Below are 19,321 nucleotides of genomic sequence, written 5' to 3' on the forward strand. Positions count from 1 at the left end.
TAACCAGTATGATAAACTTATTAATATTGTGATATTTGAGCATAAAAAAAATAGCTAGTGCTATTTATTGTCGTGTGTTTCTCATACTTCAGGTTTCATTCAATTGCCATAAGATTTTTCAAGTCTTTCTTCAGCAACATCAGAAACAAATATTTTTGTATCACCAAATTTAACTTCCTTAAAATTTTTCATCTTCTCTTTTTCAATAATAGTTCTTTTAAACATTTGCAATGAAGATGTTTCAGCGAAGTATTTAGAATCTTTATCTTGCATCTCTTTGAAAATATCTTTGTATTCTTTTTTTCCTCATATCAATATATGTGCAATTGGTTTAAGTATTTTTGTAATTAGTCTTATTTTTTTATTTCTAAAAGAGTTTATGCTATCTTTATTCAATACTTTTAAAAGCAGTAGATTGATTTTAATTTTTTTTAAAAAACTAATTTTTTCTTTTGCTGATCTTAAAACAAATATATCGATTGGTATTTCATTCCCTTTTTTATCCTTAAATTTATAGCCATCATTAGGATTATGAAAATAGCAAATCCAACCAAAAGTTTCTTCTAATTCTTTGGATATTTCTAGAAATCTTTCTTCTTGATCTTCCTTTATTTCTAAATCAATATCATCATCTCACTCAATAATTCCTCCATCTCGAATTGCTCCAAGTAACGTACCAGCAGAAGCTAATAATTCAAGACCTCTTTCTTTATAGAAATCGTTTATTTGATTAAAGTATTTATAAAGTTTTTTGTGAATTGGTTTCATAAAGACCTCTTTTCTTTTTTTATTATACACTTAAAAAAACTATCATAAGATAGTTATTATTGAATATTCATTGCATCTACAGTAATTTGAATAGATTCTTTATTATCAGGAGTTTTTAGTATGCTTGAAACAACTTTTTTATAATTACCTTCTGATAGTGGTTCAAAATTCTTAATATCAATTAATAATTCAGGATATTTTTTATTAAATTCTCTACAAAAATCTCTATCATAGTCACCTTTAATTCAATATGCTTGTATTCCAGATTTTATATACTCAAGAGGTGCTGCGGAATTATCTGAGAGCACATATTTTAATTTAAGTTTTTTTCGCTCTTCAAAATTTACAATAGTTCATCCTTCAGGAGCAACCTTATTTTTAGTTCTTGGATGAAATGAAACAAATTTATTTTTAGTTTTAACTTCTGGAAATTTCACTTCTTGTTTTTCATGTCAAGAAGGTAAAAATAGAAGATCTTCACCTTTGCTATACTTATTTGAAATTGGGAATCCATTAACTAAAAACTCAGTTTTTTTATCACCTTTATGAGCAAAAATTCTTTCATATGATTTTTTATCATATTCATCATGAGCAAAACATATATCAATTTGTTTCACTTGATTTTTATGAGCTATTTTTCTAGCCATCTTTTTAATGCCTTTGCCACTATTAACTCAATCAATACCCATAATCTTTACACTATAACCATGGTTTAAATAAAACACTTTAGTTTTTTTAGATAAAAATGGATTTTTAGAAAATGTTCCTGAAATAAAGTACTTAGCCCTTGAAACAACTCAAGCAGCCTTTAAAGTATCACCTTTAATGAACTTAACATCAGCACATAAGTTATTTCCTTTCTTTTCACCTATCCAGTAAAATTTATACTTTTTAGAGTATCTTTTATACATTTCATCAAAAATAACTTTTTCATATTTCCCTTCAGAAGAATCGTCGAAGGCCTTGAATATAATATTTGTTTTTTTACCAAATGGTAAGAACTTAAAAAATAAGTGAATAAAAATCATTATAAATTGATTAATTTTTTTCATATAATATCAAACCTCTCTTTCTTTTATCTTGTTATTGTTTTATCAAATGGCGATTTTGATTATTTACATAAATAATGTGTATATAAATAATTATACTATTTAAAATTGAATAAATATTATTTACTTAAATTTTTCATATTATTTAAAGATTTTACCCATTACTAAAAATCACAGAATTCTTCTCAAACATGGATATTTTCCATTTTAATTTGCATACATCATACTTCTCATATTTTTCCAAAATGTTATTTATAATTTAAGAATTCATAAGTTTTTTTACCTTAAACAAAACTAATGTTGATTTAGGAAATTCAATTTTAATTATCTTTTTAAAATTCCCTTATTTAAAAATTTTATACATATCATTATCTTAATGTGCAAAAACCTTTTTCCCAACTATGCAGAACAAACTTCCTTTTATTTATTATTTTTTATAATATTTTTATTTCCAACTTTTTTCTTAGTTAATAATGCAGTTATAGCTATTCCAATTAAAGAAATAGTTCCAGTAGCTCCGATTATCAACATTGCCTTTAATATACTTAAATCCACTTTACCAATATATCCAGGCACAATAAATCCTATGGATATAAATACACTTGCAAGTAACATAACAAATAACATCATGATGGTGTGCCACAATGGATTCACATCATTTATATATCTCCTTGCAGAAAATGAAATATGGATGAAGAAATATACCATGGCTATAGTTGTAACGATTAATATTCCATAAAGACCAAAAAATCAAACAACTATTAACGATCCACCAAGGTTTATAATTGCTTCAATTACATTTGGTAATAGCAATCTTTTAAAGTGTCCTTTAATATAAAATAAAACTTTATATGGAGTCATCGTTAAATAAAGGAAACAGTTAAGGGATATTATTGATGCCAATTTAATATCAAAGTAATCACTGCCTTTGTTAGATGCGAAAAATACTTGAACAAATATGGGCGTCGCAACAATTAATGCCAAGGTTATGAAAAGCGAAGAAGATATTACATTTAAATAATATAACTTAAATGTTTTACCATCTACATTTTCTTCTCCTTTTGTCTTAAGACCAAGGTAAGGCATCATTGAAGAGAATACCCCTTCCATTGTTGATCTTATAGTTGAAACTATCATTCCATAAAAAGAAAGCAATGAAATTAAGTACATTGAATAAGTGGCACCAACTTTGTGTGAATAAATAGTTAACACAATCTCATCTGTTGAAAAAACTATTAGCCACGTAATGTGTGATGCTAATGTATATCTAGCATTTTTTCATAATTCTTTAGTTTGACTTCAAGGTACATAAATAAATTTTAATCAAGGAAATTTTTTCTTACAAATTCTATGCATAACAAACGCTATAAAGAAATCAGACAAAGCAGGTAATGAAAGTGCAAGTATAATAAATCACTTATAGTTTTCATATCCGTTTGAAAGTATTGTGATGTTTTTTCCATTAAGAGCAATATCATGCAATATTGGTTTATTGACTCAAAGGACAACGGTTGCTAATGCATAGAAAAATAAATCCATAAAAAATGTAACTACTTTATATACATACCCTCTTTGAGTATTTGTCAAAATAATATCGTAATGCATAGTTCATAGATACCTAGGTATTAATTTTATTGAAAGTATAATCAATAATGCAATTGTAAATTGATAATCAATAACTTGATTTCTTTCAATAAATAAAGGGTAAATTAATGAGATAACGGTAGCTAAACCGATAAATATTAAAGAGATATATTTAAACATCTTCTTGGAAGCACTCATAATTCTAATTATTTCGTCTTTATTATTTACCATAATAACTTTATACAACCTTTGAGATACTATAGCAGCTACACCTGCATCCGCAATTGTAAAATAACCAGTAATCATTGTAGTTGATCTAACAATACCATTAACTTCATCACCATAAAAAGTAATTATAGACTTTGCAAATGCAAAAACTATCAATGCTGTCATTAACTTTGAAACAAGGTTAATAATTGCATTAATTTTAATATGCTTAGTATCGGGCATTTGTGCGTTTTCCATATAATGTATTATATCTTAATTAAAGTTTTTGGGTAAGTTAGTAATTAAAAAGATACTAACAAAAGTATCGATTATTTAATATTTAATATATACATGCCATTTTCTTCTTTTGAATTAAATTGCACATGATTAGTATTTAAAATTGGCATTAGCATTTTTTGATATTCTTTATTTCTAAAGGCAAATACAGTAATTCTTTTTATATTTTTAGAATCCTTAATGTTTTTATCAATTCAAATTTTTGCATAATCTTTATCAAAGTTTAAAAGATCTATTGAATCTGCAAGAAAACTAAATTCCAATGCTTTTTTAATTCAATCATGTTTATTAACTTCTTCTTTACCTAAAATAGTTAAATTTTCACCATCTCATAATTTAGGATTTCATTGAATTTTTTGTCTATATTCTAGAATATCTTCCCAATAAGAATTATCAATACCTTTGACTCTATACTTCATTTCACCAAAGAATAACCCTCTATCCTGATTGGTGAAGAATGAGTGCTTATCACCCACTTGTGGAATTGATGAAACTGCAATATCCGAATAAATAACTGCATTTGGATTTTTAGTAATAATATCGTTCATAACTTCTCTTTCAGATGAAGTTGTAAATTTATAATTTTGTTCTATATTAGTTGAAGGTGGAGAATAAAGAGCTGAAGGTAAAACTCCCATAAATAATGTAGTAAGATTTAAAGCCATCATTGTTGTTACAGCTCCTATTCTAACAATAATTTTTCCAGAATTAAATAAATCATTTTCATAGCACCTTATCAATACAATTAATCCTATACCCATTGAAAAAGGTAATGATAATCTATCTAATATATATGAAGGTACAAATGGAAGAGTTTGTACAATTGAATAAATAATCATAATCGCTACACAAGAAAGCATCCATTTAAATTGGTCTGACACTTTCCAATTTAACAACGCATCTGCAATAACTATTGCAAGAGCAATTGGTATTGTTGTCATCATTGCTTTTTCTCTTGCACCAACAATCAATGGAAAGGGCATAATGTTAAAAATCATCAATAACATAACTAATTCAGATATAAATAATATTGAAGCTGCAATTAAAATAGAAATAATCTTATGTTTTTTTGTTTTAATTATTTCTCGGTTTTTCAATAATTTAAATTTGTATAAAGGGTTATAAAGTTCCTTTTCAGGCACTTTAATATAAATTAAAACTATAAAAATGAATCCAAATGCAAAAAGAACATCAATAACTAGGAAATAAATATATCTAACATTCAAAATATTTAAAAATGTAAATACTATTGAAAATATAGAAATAATGATTAGGTAGAGAACTTCTTTTAAATCTCATTTTTTTCTCCAAGCAAAAATAATTACTGCAACTGGAAAAGTTAGCATAGGTGAAAAAGAAAATACTGAAAATGAGAAGGGAATCATCAAAAGCAATATTGAATTTCTTTTTCTGGAAGCAAAAATAAATATTAATGTAATAGATACTGCACTCCAGTTAACACCTGACGTTTTATATGAAAGAGCAAAAACTGATGAAATAGAAGTTAAAATAATCATTACGATTAATTGCCATATTTTTTTTCCTTTAATTTGTCTTAATATTATATTTATACCAACCGCAAATAAAATAGTGTGTAGCATTTCTCCATAAATAGTAAAGAAATCAATTGTGTAATTAGATAGTGATGACATTTGACCAAAAACCGGTGTTTTATATCAAAATGCAGATCCACTTAAATTTCAATCACCCGTTTTGATTAATTGAGCATCACGAGCATATGCTATTGAATCTGAGTTTATATGATTTGTAAATATTCTAATTATTACTGTTAAAGCAATCATTAAATAAAGACTTCAAGAATGTGATAAAGCTTCCATCATTTTCTGCTTTGTAAACGATCCTTTTTTAATACCGAATAAAATCATTAAAGATGCAACGGAAACTATACAAAAAGTTGTTAAAACTTTTACGGTTGTTGAATTAATAATAAAAATATGAATTGAATTAAAAGAAATAAAGAAAAATATGAAAGTTATAAGTATTGTTGGGATAATATTTTTCTTTCCAACACATAAAGTTATCAAAAGGGGTCATATTAAAGTTAATGCAATAAAAATTCCTATTATCATATCACGCTCCTTTATATTCATTAATTATATATCAACTTGCAAATCATTGTAATAAAAAAACGCTTATGCGCTCTTAGAATAATCTTCAAATTCTTCAACAGTATCAAGATCAAAAATTGTATTTTTAGGTATCTCCATAACTTTAAACGGAATACCCTTTTGTTTGGAAATAGTCAGCATCATATATTCTTGATATTCTTCAATATCAAAGTTTTCCTTTTGTTTTTCAATTTCTTGTGCAATTTCTCTCGTAATAAAAATAATTTCCCTTTGATAAAGACCTTTTTTACCTAATCCTTCTTTATTAAAGTTAAGAACTTGTTCATCTTTATCGATTTCCACTATTCATTCATCAATATCCTCATTTGATTCTGCATATGTAAGTGAATAAGGATATTGTGTTTGGATAACGTTTTCTTTCATAATTATGTCTCCATTAATTATTAAAGTATTGTCAAGCACATGACTTGCTGCATAAATAGATGTTATATTGTTACCTTTATTCCAAATTTTATTTTCAATTAATTTGACACCAAATTTTTCCTCAAGATATCTAAATTGCTCTTTCAAATATCCAACAACAACATAAACCTCATTAATACCTTTTTCTTTTAAGTTATTAATAATCGCTTCAATAAATGGGATGCCCTTTGGGGCCAACAGTGGTTTAGGAGTATTAGAAGTTAAGTGTTTAAGCCTACTTCCTCTTCCAGCTGCTAAAATAATTGCATTTTTAACTTGATAATTACTTTTCATTTAAAAATTTCTCCATTGAATTAATTAACATCAAATTTTCTTTATGTGTACCAATTGTTATTCTTAAACCAAAATCTCTTACACACCTAATCATTACACCAGAATCAGTAAGAATGAATTCCCTAATTTCTTTATTAGTAAATTCTTTATCTTTTGTATCAATAAATATGAAATTACCAGTTGTTTTAAGGTATTTTAGACCTAGTCTATCGTATTCACTATATAAAAATTCTTTTTCAGCCCAAACTTGTTCAATAACATTCATATAAAATTGTTTATCATTAAGCGCAATTGTAGCAGCTTGTAATGAATATTTATTAATTGGAAGCGCTTGTAATGCCTTGTCAAATATTTCAATAATATATGGTCTTGCTATTGCATAACCTATTCTAAATGAAGCAAGCCCATACATTTTAGAAAATGTATGTGTTATTAATACGTTATCAAATCTTTCAATTAGTTTTTTATCGATTTCAATTGATTTATCAATACCTTCGACAAACTCTGAATATGCTCCATCAACAACAACTAATATATTATTTGGCACTTTTTCTAAAAATTCAATCATTTCATTCTCATTATTATAGGTACCAGTTGGCATGTTTGGGTTAACAATATAAATAATTCTTGTGTTTTCATCTATTGCTTTTAAAGTTTCCTTAAGGCTAATTTTACCATCAACTAATTTAATCTTCTTAGTTTCAACATCATTAACAAGACATGTTGTTTGAATACGACCGAATGTTAACTCAGGAACGAGTACATTATGTTCTTTTCTTGCTGATGCAAATAGAGTGGGTATTGCTTCAAGTATTGCGTCAGATCCATTTGAAACATAAAAATGCTCTTTTGAAAGATCAAAATTTTCTGATAACTTATCAATTAATGGGTGGTCTCTAAATTCAGGGTAGATATTAGGGCTTTTTATTTCTATTGCGCCATTAAGGTTTGGAGTGAATCCAAATTTGCTTTCATTATAATTTAATTTAATTATTTCCTTGTGTTTATATTTTTTTGCCATGTCTTTTGAATTAGGCAAATTTTGTTCTTTTAATTCTTTAAATCTTGGTTTAATTTTTATCATAAAGGAATTATAATATATTTTATTTGTAAAAAATATTAAAAAGCAATACAAATACAAAAAAACTGTTCCACAAAATATTCGATCAATGATTTAAGATAAATTTATTATTATCCTAAATACAATTTAAATATTTTTTATTTCTAAGATATTCCATTTTTATGATTGCATCATTGAAAATTTATAAATTATTTATAATCTAATGTTTTTAAATTATTGATAGGTAAAGAAATGTAAGGGCATTCTAAATAAATTCATCAATGAATTAACACGTTTGTTTATTATTGTTATTTTATATTTCCTTCAAACTTTCTAAATGATTGCTCAAATATATGTTAAATTCACAACTTTTTTGAATTTAAAAATAAACAGCATCTTTTTTATTTTAAAAGTTAATAATAATATTAATAACTTTTCACTTAATTAAGACATCATTGTGAACTTAATATAAAAAACAACTTTAAAATCTGTCCCCATTTTAGTCAGACTATTTTTTAGAAATACATATCTATGAATTTTATAACTTAAAAATACTTAAAAGAGAGGATTTGTAAATTTACATATTTCCTCATAATTTAACAATCTTAATATTAAGTATGTAGCGAGATCTTATTTTGAACAATCCAAAAGTATTATGATGAAATATTAATTGCCACTAATCAAAAAATATATACGTTATTAAGATAAATTTAAGCTATTATTTCATTATTGTAAATGAACATAATAAATTAATCAAAGCAAATCCTTATATTCAAAGAAATGTCTTAATTTTGTATATAATAAAAATTACTTTTCCACAAATTTTATAACCCACCTATTAAATTAGATATAATTATTTTAATAATATGGAGGGGAAATGATAAAGAAAATAAATTTTAAAAATTTACCAACAATAATTTGACAATGCTTATTGCTATTGCACTACTTTTTATTCTTTATACCTTTTTGAATATGTAAAATAATATTTCGAAAGAATAAAATTGTTATTTTTACAGATAGAATTTATAAAAAAATACCTGAAAATGCTGAAAAATTATATAAACTAATCCAACCAGAGGATAAAAAGTTTTTATCTTTTATGATAAATTCAAAATTAAAGAAAATTATTTTTGACTTATTTATTTTTCCTTTTTCACAAGTTTTCATCAGTTCTCACATCGAATTAAGTTTTTCTATATTTCATGAAATATATAAAAAAATTAATTTTTTCGGTAAAAAGAAACTTGTTTATTACATACATGGCGTTGAGAGATTTTTCCATGAATTCGATAAAAATATAGATTATATTTGAGTGAATAGTTTAAGGGAGAAGGAAGTTTTTCAGGATAAAAGAGTTAATTTTGTTCCTTCGTTAATGTTGCAAAACCACGGCAATAGAGTTATTGATAAACCACTTGTTTTTATCGACTATGTTCACCACCATAAAAATATCCGCGATGTTATCAATTATCTTGGTTCATACTATAGTGATGATTATTATTTTTTATTCCATCCAAATTTAAATAAATTTGGAAATGATTTCGAATTTGCAAATAATGTTAAAGATAATATGAAACTTAAAGACTATTTTAATGCTGAAAATAAAATTATTTTTAATGATACTTCTATAGTATTTAATTTCATTTCCCAAGATAGCAGCATTTATAAAATGTTTGATTGTATAAAAACGCAAAAAGTTATGGGGAAAAATTCAAAAAAAGTTCCCATATGACCAGAACTAGAAGAATATCCAACTTGAAACAAAAAAACAAAGCACAATATCCCAAAGTTGAAGAAAGAAGTTTTAAAAATTTGAGATGCTAAAAAGTATCTTGAAAAAATAAATGAAATTATAAAATAAAATATTTTTATCAACAATAATTTATTGCAAACATTTTAAGATTTATTGAACTCTTTTATTGGAGTTCTTTTTTTGCAAAAATAATTGAATTTATTTCCAATATTGCCGAATCACCAAAATAAAATATTCGCTAAATTTACTAATATATTATTAGTATTCGAAGAATATTACTTTATTTCGGTTATTACTCTTGAAAGTACACCATCATTAACTTACTTGTATTTTCCATGAATAATGTATTGGAACTAATTTTATTAGTATACAGTAATTAATCCAATAACACAAATTAAGTTATGTTTTATTGTTTCTTATATAAGAAAATATTTAAAATAAAAGATCACTAAATCAATTAAAATGATGATTATTTATTTTCAGCCAATTAAATTCATACCTATAATACGACCATTATCTAATAATTATAAGCCACTTAATCTTTGTAATTTCTTGCTATTTTATATAAAATATGGAGCACAATATTAAAATTAAAAAATCCCTATATTTTATTTTAAGTTCCCACCCATTGTATGAGGTTTTATCATTTAACTATTTTAAATTTTTGCATAAAAAAAGCATTGCTTGAATTTTAAATTTTAGCAATACATTTTAAATGTCATTTAATCCACAACAAGTAATAATTTAACAGTCTTTATCTTGCCATTATCAAGAATTACTACCTACATCTCTTAAACGAGCTACTATAAAAAATTCTTAAACTCAGAAACAAATAATTTGCTCCCATATCTTCTATTTATATCACTTACTTGATTTTTTTTAGGTGAATTACTATTACTAATTTTTCTAATTATTTGTTCTCTCGCTTTTAGGATGTCGTCATCAATAAAATTAATATATCCTAAAAAGTGTTTATCCATATTATCCATATACTCATTAGTAAATAATAAACAATTTGATTTCAAGGCCTCTACAGCTGTAAACCCAAAATATTCTGTTCCATTTTTTGGAAACATTATTGAATATTTATATTCACCAAAAGTTAAAAGAGGGTTCTTGGTAATACCTTTATATTTACAATTTTTAGAATTAGAAATTAAATCAATTGTTTCCTTATTTGCTGTACCATAAAAATCAATCTCATAAGGAAAATCCTTGTGGTTAAAAATTTCAACAATAGAATGCACACGTTTTACTTCAGCACTCAATCTTCCTAAGTAAACAAATTTTTCAATTTTATTATTAGATATTTCTGCTTTTTTAGGGTGAACTCAAGGCAAACTAAAAACACGAATATTTTTAAGGTTATTTTCCTTAGCTTTTTTCTTTCACTTTTCCTCAGTGCCTTCTAAGACAATTAAATTTTCCACAAAACGAACCCTTCTTTTTAACATTATTCATTTTATTTTATTATCGAAAAAATGTGGATCATGAACAACTAAGGAAATATTATTTTTCTTAATAGTTTTCTTAGGAAGCAATAAGATAAGTGCAGGTCATTGGAATATTAAATTATGCCCCACACCAATCTCTTTTTTATTTTTTTTATAACAAAAAAAAGAAGTAAAAAGAGAAGAGAAAAAACCATTTCCCTTATTAATTTTTTTCACTCTTTTATCCTTTGGTTCATCTCCATAAAAAAAGTATTCTTTCGCCTCTAAACCTTCCATTTCAAAAGCATCCATTAAGTTTTTAACATATGTCTTTGTTCCACCCATAGAATTCAATCAGGTTTCAGTATTTAAAATTTTAATCATTTTTTCTCCTTAAAATAGACTTCAAACAAAATATAGGAACTTTCTTAATTAATAAAGATTTTATTTTGTTGTCAGAAAACATATTTCATCTAGTTGTTTTTCTTAGTTTGATAATTTCACCAAAAAAATCGTTATCGTATTTTTGAGAAATAAAATACATCAACTTATTAATCTCTAAACTTTTAGCATGATTATTTTTTGATCCTTCTCTTTTCATAGCCTCCAAAAGAACTCTCAATGAACCCTCTTTCTTTGAGAATGACATAGAAACTGAATTACCTTCTCTATATCTATAGTAATTATATACACTTGTGGTAACTCCATAATTTTTTGATGAATTAAAAACATTAAAAAGATGCATACTATCCATAAAGGGGTGTTTATGTGGTAAATTATACTTAAAGTTAGCCACCTTAGATATAACTGCCGCCTCTGGTAATTTATCTTTTAAAGAAAAATGCATTTTTCATTTTTTATAATTAGGCTTAAATGACTCCGAAGAATCTCAAACATGCATTTTTATAAAATAAGAATCTTTTTCTAATTTGGAATCTTTTTCAATAAAATTATCAACAAATTCTTTATCTAAAGCATCATCAGCATCAAGAAACATCCAATATTCAGAATCACAATTTCTAACACCTGCTTCAATAGCAGAACCTCAATGACCATTTTCTTTATTTATAAGTTTAATGTTCATTGTTTTATTTTTATCTATAAAATCACTTGCAGCCTTTAATGAATTATCAGTTGAACCATCATTAACAATAACTATTTCAAAGTTTTTATTCTTAACCAAAGAAAAACTTTCGAGACATCTAGAAATATATTTTTCCATGTTAAACATAGGCACAATTATAGCTAGTTTATATTTTTTCATTTAAGACCCTCTTTATTATTTGCTCCATATCATAATATTTATATTCAGCTAACCTACCTATAAATTTAATTTTTCCAGGATGTTGTTCATTGAAATATTTCTTATATAAATCATATTTTTTAATCTCATCATTTGTTGAAATTGGATAATATCTTTCATTAAAGTCCTCGGATTCCTTAGAGTACCAACCAGGTTCCTCAGTTAAAAACACATCGGAAGATCCTTCTATAAAATTCAAGTATTTAAAATTACTTTCTCTTGTTACGGATGGATGGTGAGGAAGATTTAAAGTTGGATATCCACCTATACCTTGCACAATACTTTTATTTGATATTTTAATTTTTAAAGATCTATATTTCAACTCGCCAAATTTGAAATTAGCTAATTCATCAATTGGACCGGTTCAAATAATTGTTGAATTAGGTGAGAAATCAAAGGAATAACTTTCTTTATTTATCATTGAATTTGCATTGGCATTCAATAAAATATCGATATTTTCGCTCTCTAGTATTTTTTCAAAGAATTTTGTATATCCATCTTTAGGTAATACTTGATGCTTATTATTGAAATATCCTTTTTCCCAAGTTTTTCTAAATGGAACCCTATCAAACGTAGAGGGATCTAATTTTTCAATTGGAGTACCCCAAGCTTTGGCAGAATAAGGTTTTATAACCTCATTAAATAATTTATTTGCAATATCTTTTGTACTTTCTTTTTTATAAAATTCCATTAATTTTATTTCATCCTGATTTTTAAAAGCTAAATTTATTTGTTGAATTTTATTCTCATAAGAATCAGGGAAAATGTTTTTTATAGATTCATAATTAAGTGGAAAGTGTATTAAACTATTATTACTTGATTTTGCATAAACAATATGTTTATATTCCTCTCAATCCCCAAATTTATTTATAAAATTTCATATTTCTTCATCATTTGTTCTGAAAATATGTGGTCCAAATTTATGAATAAAATTATCATTTTTTTTATAATCAAATGCATTTCCAGCTATTGAATCACGCTTATCGATAATTAAGACCTTTTTCCCCTTATTTATATACTTTCAAGCCATTATAGATCCTGCAAACCCCGCACCAACAATAATGATGTCATAATTTGCATTTTTATTTATTTTTGTTATTTTTTTCATAGTGTTTTAATTATACATTAAGTTCTAATTTCAATACAATATAAAGGTAATCCAACAAAAACTAGTTTTGTAGAATAGTTTTTCATATATCAAAACAATGAATTAATGCATGTACAAAGTCTATACAATAAAAACAAATAAGTAGTTGTTGTATAATTCATCATTCTTCTTGTGAAAATGCGACATTAAAAACAATTATGAGTAATTAGGGGATTATGTAAAAAATCATTCATATAGGTATTGCGCCATAAATTTATTGTATTATTTGTAAGAAAAAAACTATCGCGAAAAGATTCTTGCTTATCTATTTAAAATAAAAAAAACAATGAAAACATTGTTTAAAATACTAACTTTACAAATAACCATTTAAAATTTAATTTTCAATAAGAGATAAGGATGCACCAAATTATTTATGCTTAGTTATAATTTTTCCTACTATTTTTGGAAATCAACTAAAAATAGCAAAAATAATTTTACGGCTAAAAGTATTGTATTTCTCATTTTTAGACTCAGCTATTTTTAATTCTCAATTATTTTCTGCCTTAACTTTTCTTCGTCAAGAAGCAAGTGAAATTAATTCAACACTTTTAGAAAGTTCAAATAATGATATGCTTTCTATAATTTTTGAATCGCTTCAACTATTCTTAAAATACTTATATTTTCTTGTAACTTTTGAAATTGCTGCAGGACTTAAATATCCACGACAAACTAAGTCAAACGCTTTCCCGAACATTTCCATGTTATTATGATTGAACATTAAACTAGAAATATAAAAATCCTTATTTTCTTTTACTAAAAATGTTTTTTTAAAATCACCCAAAAAATTTATATCATTAACAACAATATTTGCATCTATATATACTGCATCATTGATTTTTGAAAGCATATAAAATCTTCAAATATCAGCACAAAAAGCATATTGTTTATTTTCAAAATAATATTTGTATCTTTTGTTATTTTTCAAAAGAAATTTATGACTTTCATGCTTGTAGCCTTCAATTATCTTGAATTTCTTTCTTTTAAAAAAAATAATTGTCTTATCAACATTTTCATTATAAGGACCAACTCAATATATTAACAATGTCATTCAGCTCCTCCAATTTTATTTTTATATTGTTTTAATTCAGTGGCAAAGCACCAAAAAAACCAAAAAATAATAATAAATACTTGCATAAATAAAAAATATTCAATAAAGAAACGCCCCCAAAGAAAAGAGTGAAAATATAATGAAATCTTTCTTTTTTTAATTTCAATTACTGTAGTTTCTTAATTTTGTAATTACAATTATCAATGCAGTATCCCTATTCATTTTTTTAATTATAACAACATAAACAAGAAAATAAAAATTATTAGTAAATTCTATAAATTTATAAATTTAGCGTTAATAGTTATTTAATAAAATAAATCTATTTAAGATACTCATTTAATTTAAGAAATTAATAATATAAACTTTGATAGATAAATTCCCTGTTTTATGATGAGAATATGGTTTTATGTTGAAATACAAATCAAATGAATAATTAATAAAATTATTTTAACTATACTATATAAAGTAATCCATAAAATACAAAAAAATTATTTTTGATCTATGAATTTCAAAGAATTAAAAATATCTAACAATGTATTTATGGTTTAAATTAAGATGAAGGAGGTAAGAAACCTAAATATAAACAAGCATGAGTTAAAGAGTGAAATTACACACTTTTAAAAGTTGGATTTCAATAACAAAAAGCCACAAAAGGAATCTTGAATCTAAAATACAAATGCATAACATTTGGTTATTATGGAGATAAACCATAATTAAAATGAGGTTGGTATCGTTAATAATGATATTTTTTATAGCAGAACAAATATTGAAAGTCATTATGTTTATTTATCTATTATAATAAGTCACAAAATAAAATTTATGTCGGAAAACTTCCAAAAAAATTAATGCTAAATCAAGTTTTGGTATACCAATGAATTTAAAGATAGAAAAACTCCACAAGCAGGGGAGACAATTCATTAAATAACAATGAAACAGAATACCCCTTGATCATTTAAAGAAATGGCGCAAATTATATAGAAAATAGTAATGATTATTAAGGAAATATAAAATACATCCCTTGATGCATCAATTGATATAATACAAAAAAAAGATTACAATAAAAGTACTAGTTCTTGCTAGTACTTGCGTGATATAAAGATGGAATTCATTTGTTTTAGTTTGTACGTACCTTTACAACAATATTTATTATACAAATAAGCCTATGAGTCTAACTCTTTAGCTTTTTTAATCGCTATTTTTTTCCTTAAAAAAGATGGAATAAATATGGATAAAGAAAATGATGTAATAAATATAAATTCTAATAATAAAACGGCTAAAATTGTTTCAATTCTTCCAAAGTTAATATAACTAACATTTTTCCAAAAAATACCAATTATAATTGTAAACACAATTATAAAAATTTGTAAAAGATAAAAAAACCATTTTCTAATTAGAAGTTTATCTTTTTTATAAATTATTTGAGTTTCCTCTGCAATTATCCTAAATGAAAAACCTATTATAGTTCCTAATACAACAGCGAAAATTGGTTCTCACACCAAACAAAGAACAACAGAAATAATGATATTTATAAAACCTTCTACTATGGTCAATAAATTAGCAGATTTAAATGAACCTCTAATAGTTATCATAGAAATATAATATGACCTGTAAATATATAATACTACCATCACGGAGAAAATAAATGCTACTTTAGTATTGAATAATAAATTAGTGCTCTTGTTCATGTTATAAAAGAAATCCAGAAAGAATGGTGACACAAACAACATATTAAAAGCACAAAAAATTGATACAGCACACACTAAACTTACCAATATTTTATTTGTTTGTTTCACTTCTTCTAATTGCCTTGAATACTCATGGCCCAACCTATCCTGCAATGATGTTATAAAAATATTGGAAAAAGTTATTAATAGTGTTGCAAATGAAGAATATATAGAATATAAACTTAGTTGAAATAGTACTTCTGATTTTCCAGTCTTCGAAAAAATATTCAAAACAATAAAATCAGTATTAAAAATAATTAATGAACCTATTTTAATTAAAAGCATACGACTTACATCTTTAGCAATTTCCTTATCCTTAATTTTTAAAGAATATTTTATACTTGGAAATATTTTCTTAGCGAATGCCATATATCCAAACCCCATAATAACGGGTGTTATGGTTATGCAAATAACAGGAAATAAAACAAATCAACTATACTTACTACCTAAGTTTAAAAAAACGTTAATCGATTGATTATTTGTAATTGTAATTAAACTTGGTTTTGGCAGAACCTTAATTAAAATAAACGCCGCTGAATAACAAGCTACAGTAGATAATAAATTAACTATGTTTGCTAGGTATCTTTTGTTAGATCCTAATAGTACAATTTCATATTTAGCGGTTACAAAATATGGTATTACAAACTTAGAGCCAACAATCATGGTCAACAAAACCAAAAAAGTATAATTCAGGTGTTCTGTTGAAGTTAATAAAGGATAAATAAATGCCCCACAAAATAATATGAATAAGTAAATAACCCCAATAATTTTAAAATATTTGTTTGTTAGAGACATAATAGAAGATATTTTCTCTTTATCTTTCCTTGCAAATGCACCATATAATTTAGAAACAATAGCAACACCTATTCCGCCATCTACTAATGAAAATATAACAATTATCGATAGTATTGTTTTATATTGAGCTTCAATGTGATTACCATATATTCCGAATAACATTTTAGAAAATACTAACATTAAAACAGCATTTAAAATCATAAAAACAAATCCGGTGACCATATTTATTTTACTAGCTTCAACTTTTTTAATTGATTTCATAGAAATTTTCATAAACACCTCCAATATTCTCAGTAGCAATTAATTTACCACCAGATATTTTATTTTTTGTAACTAAGATATATTTACCTTTATAGAAATTTTCCGCACTTGAAAGTGTTAGCATATTTTTTTTAGATTTAATAAACTCAGCAGAGCCATTTTTTAGAACACCTCTATAATCAAAAATACTTTTAACCAGCGAACTTGGCGGAACAAAGTATGGCAATTTAGTCCCTGTCAATTCATTAAAAAGAACTTTATTCCCTTTCAAATATTCATTAAAATAATTATTTAGTGGCTTAATTTTTTGTTTTTTGTATTGTTTAAAAGTGTATACAGTATTTTGATATGAAATTACTTGCAATGGAATTCCCACCATATATATAAATAATAATATTACTGCTCCTAAAATATCAGGAGTCTTGTGTTCATAAAATAAGAAGGGTCAAACCAATAATACAGAAATAAGAACTAGTGATCTAGAAAATAATAGATTGTTAATATCTAAAACTTTTTCTAAATATTGCACATTGAAATTTGGTATTTCAACAGACGCAAAAAATATGAATGCAATCATAGCTGCTAAACTAAATAAATTTTTATACATAAATGAATAAATAAAGAGCATAACAGGAACCAATCATAGTATTGTTGGTTTTTCTCACAATCATGTTGTACTACTATTTTTGTCATAAACAACTTTTATAGTTATAAAGACTACCATTAGACAAATAATTAAAATAGATGAAGTAATTATTTTAATTTTACTATTTAGGGTAAAACCTTTAATTTGATAATTTATTTTTTTGACAATGCTCATTTTATTAATAAATATTCACGAAGTTAAAAGAAGGATTTCTGATATACCAAGAAGTATCTCTAATATATATTGATTCTCTGAAGAGAAAAAGGCTTTACAAATTCCAAAAAACGCCATTAAAAATGATAATAATAAAGTTTCAGTAAGAATTTTTTTATTGAAGAAAAGTAAAACCAAAATAACTAAACCACATATACCAACTATTAATGATGTTCTCATTATCAGAAAAACCATGAAACTAGTTGAAATTGTTTTAAAGAGATTTTCAAAGCGTACACTTAAAACATAAATTGTCATCATTAAAGAAATTGAAAATGCGGGTTGAGCTATTGTCGAAATTTTAATATAAACAAGTGAAAAATTAACAACCATAATCATAATCATGTACACCAAAAATTGCCATCATTTGTTTTTTCCAGATATAAGTAAATTAATAATTAAAATTAGTGGAATTATTTTACTGATGGCAATAATTGTAAAATAAGTTCTTACAAAACTTTCTGAAAGTAAACCTGATAAACCAGATATAAAACCAACAAAAGCATCATTTTTATGTTCCGCAGAAATTGAAGAAATATTTGAAAAATGATCATCAAGACCTAAAAAAGATGTTCCGGAACCTAAGGAATTGTAATAAAAATTATCATCATTTGAATTGTAAAAGAAAATATCCGATAAGAAAAATGCGACCGTTACAATAAAAGTTATGACAAAAATATCAACAAGAATATACCTTCAAAAAATTCAACATTTATTTTTAATAAATATTATTAATGAGGAACCTGAAATTAGCATTACACATAAAATGGTAGGTATTATGAATTCACCACCAATTGATCAAGAAATAAAATCAAAAATAGAGAATGCACTATAAAAAAATAACATTGCAAATGGAGCAATAATTATTTTATGTTTATAAAATAATTGACCGAATCCCAATGTTGAAATAAATAAAGGTATTAATAGAAAAATCATATTATTATTATAGCAAAACATTTCATTTATAAAGATAAAAAATGTTGGGTAAAATATTCATTTTTTTCTTCTTTTTATTATCTAATACATTGCCCAAGTATTTAATATAAAAAATTGTATTTTTAAATTAAAATATAAAAAACAATTAGATTTAAAATATTACATCCAGATTACAACAAATTGAATATCAATTAACAGATCAATAAATATGGAAACAACTTATTTGATGCATTTATAAAATCATATGCTTT

The 19,321-nt window shown here is 24.8% G+C and carries 13 protein-coding genes; 1 reads left to right on the forward strand and 12 read right to left on the reverse strand.

Features of this window, described 5'->3' with window-relative positions:
- Window positions 1–60: 60 nt before the first annotated feature.
- From C4B24_RS01840 to C4B24_RS01865, 6 genes are all read right to left on the reverse strand, one after another.
- Window positions 61–768, reverse strand: coding sequence for a LicD family protein (locus C4B24_RS01840; RefSeq protein WP_131598787.1), 708 nt, complete (start codon window positions 766–768; stop codon window positions 61–63).
- A 56-nt stretch (window positions 769–824) separates the two neighbouring features.
- Window positions 825–1,820: a CDP-glycerol glycerophosphotransferase family protein gene (locus tag C4B24_RS01845; RefSeq protein ID WP_131598789.1), complete on the reverse strand. Its 996-nt coding sequence runs from the start codon at window positions 1,818–1,820 to the stop codon at window positions 825–827.
- A 417-nt stretch (window positions 1,821–2,237) separates the two neighbouring features.
- Window positions 2,238–3,866 carry a polysaccharide biosynthesis protein gene (locus tag C4B24_RS01850; RefSeq protein WP_131598791.1) on the reverse strand — a complete coding sequence of 543 codons (1,629 nt, stop codon included), beginning with the start codon at window positions 3,864–3,866 and terminating at the stop codon, window positions 2,238–2,240.
- Between the two features lie 71 nt (window positions 3,867–3,937).
- Window positions 3,938–5,995: a hypothetical protein gene (locus tag C4B24_RS01855; protein WP_131598793.1), complete on the reverse strand. Its 2,058-nt coding sequence runs from the start codon at window positions 5,993–5,995 to the stop codon at window positions 3,938–3,940.
- Between the two features lie 63 nt (window positions 5,996–6,058).
- Window positions 6,059–6,751 carry an NTP transferase domain-containing protein gene (locus C4B24_RS01860; protein ID WP_131598795.1) on the reverse strand — a complete coding sequence of 231 codons (693 nt, stop codon included), beginning with the start codon at window positions 6,749–6,751 and terminating at the stop codon, window positions 6,059–6,061.
- Window positions 6,741–7,835: a pyridoxal phosphate-dependent aminotransferase gene (locus C4B24_RS01865; RefSeq protein WP_131598797.1), complete on the reverse strand. Its 1,095-nt coding sequence runs from the start codon at window positions 7,833–7,835 to the stop codon at window positions 6,741–6,743. Before C4B24_RS01865 ends, C4B24_RS01860 begins: the two co-directional genes overlap by 11 nt.
- A gap of 853 nt (window positions 7,836–8,688) precedes the next feature.
- Between C4B24_RS01865 and C4B24_RS01870 the strand changes: the two genes are divergently transcribed.
- Window positions 8,689–9,672, forward strand: a complete 984-nt coding sequence (locus C4B24_RS01870) for a hypothetical protein (RefSeq protein WP_131598799.1) — start codon at window positions 8,689–8,691, stop codon at window positions 9,670–9,672.
- A gap of 695 nt (window positions 9,673–10,367) precedes the next feature.
- Here C4B24_RS01870 and C4B24_RS01875 read toward each other — a convergent pair.
- From C4B24_RS01875 to C4B24_RS01900, 6 genes are all read right to left on the reverse strand, one after another.
- Window positions 10,368–11,381 (reverse strand): hypothetical protein, encoded by a 1,014-nt coding sequence (locus C4B24_RS01875; RefSeq protein ID WP_131598801.1) that lies wholly within the window; start codon window positions 11,379–11,381, stop codon window positions 10,368–10,370.
- Window positions 11,374–12,261 carry a glycosyltransferase family A protein gene (locus C4B24_RS01880; protein WP_131598803.1) on the reverse strand — a complete coding sequence of 296 codons (888 nt, stop codon included), beginning with the start codon at window positions 12,259–12,261 and terminating at the stop codon, window positions 11,374–11,376. Before C4B24_RS01880 ends, C4B24_RS01875 begins: the two co-directional genes overlap by 8 nt.
- Entirely contained in the window at window positions 12,248–13,408 is a 1,161-nt protein-coding gene (gene glf / locus C4B24_RS01885) for a UDP-galactopyranose mutase (RefSeq protein ID WP_131598805.1), read from the reverse strand. Before glf ends, C4B24_RS01880 begins: the two co-directional genes overlap by 14 nt.
- Window positions 13,409–13,814: 406 nt before the next feature.
- Entirely contained in the window at window positions 13,815–14,495 is a 681-nt protein-coding gene (locus C4B24_RS01890; protein WP_131598807.1) for a hypothetical protein, read from the reverse strand.
- Window positions 14,496–15,655: 1,160 nt separating this feature from the next.
- On the reverse strand, window positions 15,656–17,287 hold the full coding sequence (locus tag C4B24_RS01895) for a hypothetical protein (RefSeq protein WP_131598809.1): 1,632 nt from the start codon (window positions 17,285–17,287) through the stop codon (window positions 15,656–15,658).
- On the reverse strand, window positions 17,262–19,070 hold the full coding sequence (locus tag C4B24_RS01900; RefSeq protein ID WP_131598810.1) for a hypothetical protein: 1,809 nt from the start codon (window positions 19,068–19,070) through the stop codon (window positions 17,262–17,264). Before C4B24_RS01900 ends, C4B24_RS01895 begins: the two co-directional genes overlap by 26 nt.
- Window positions 19,071–19,321 lie beyond the last annotated feature (251 nt).

This window comes from Mycoplasma marinum (assembly GCF_004335975.1).
In the GTDB taxonomy this organism is placed as follows: domain Bacteria; phylum Bacillota_I; class Bacilli_A; order Mycoplasmatales; family Metamycoplasmataceae; genus Mycoplasma_K; species Mycoplasma_K marinum.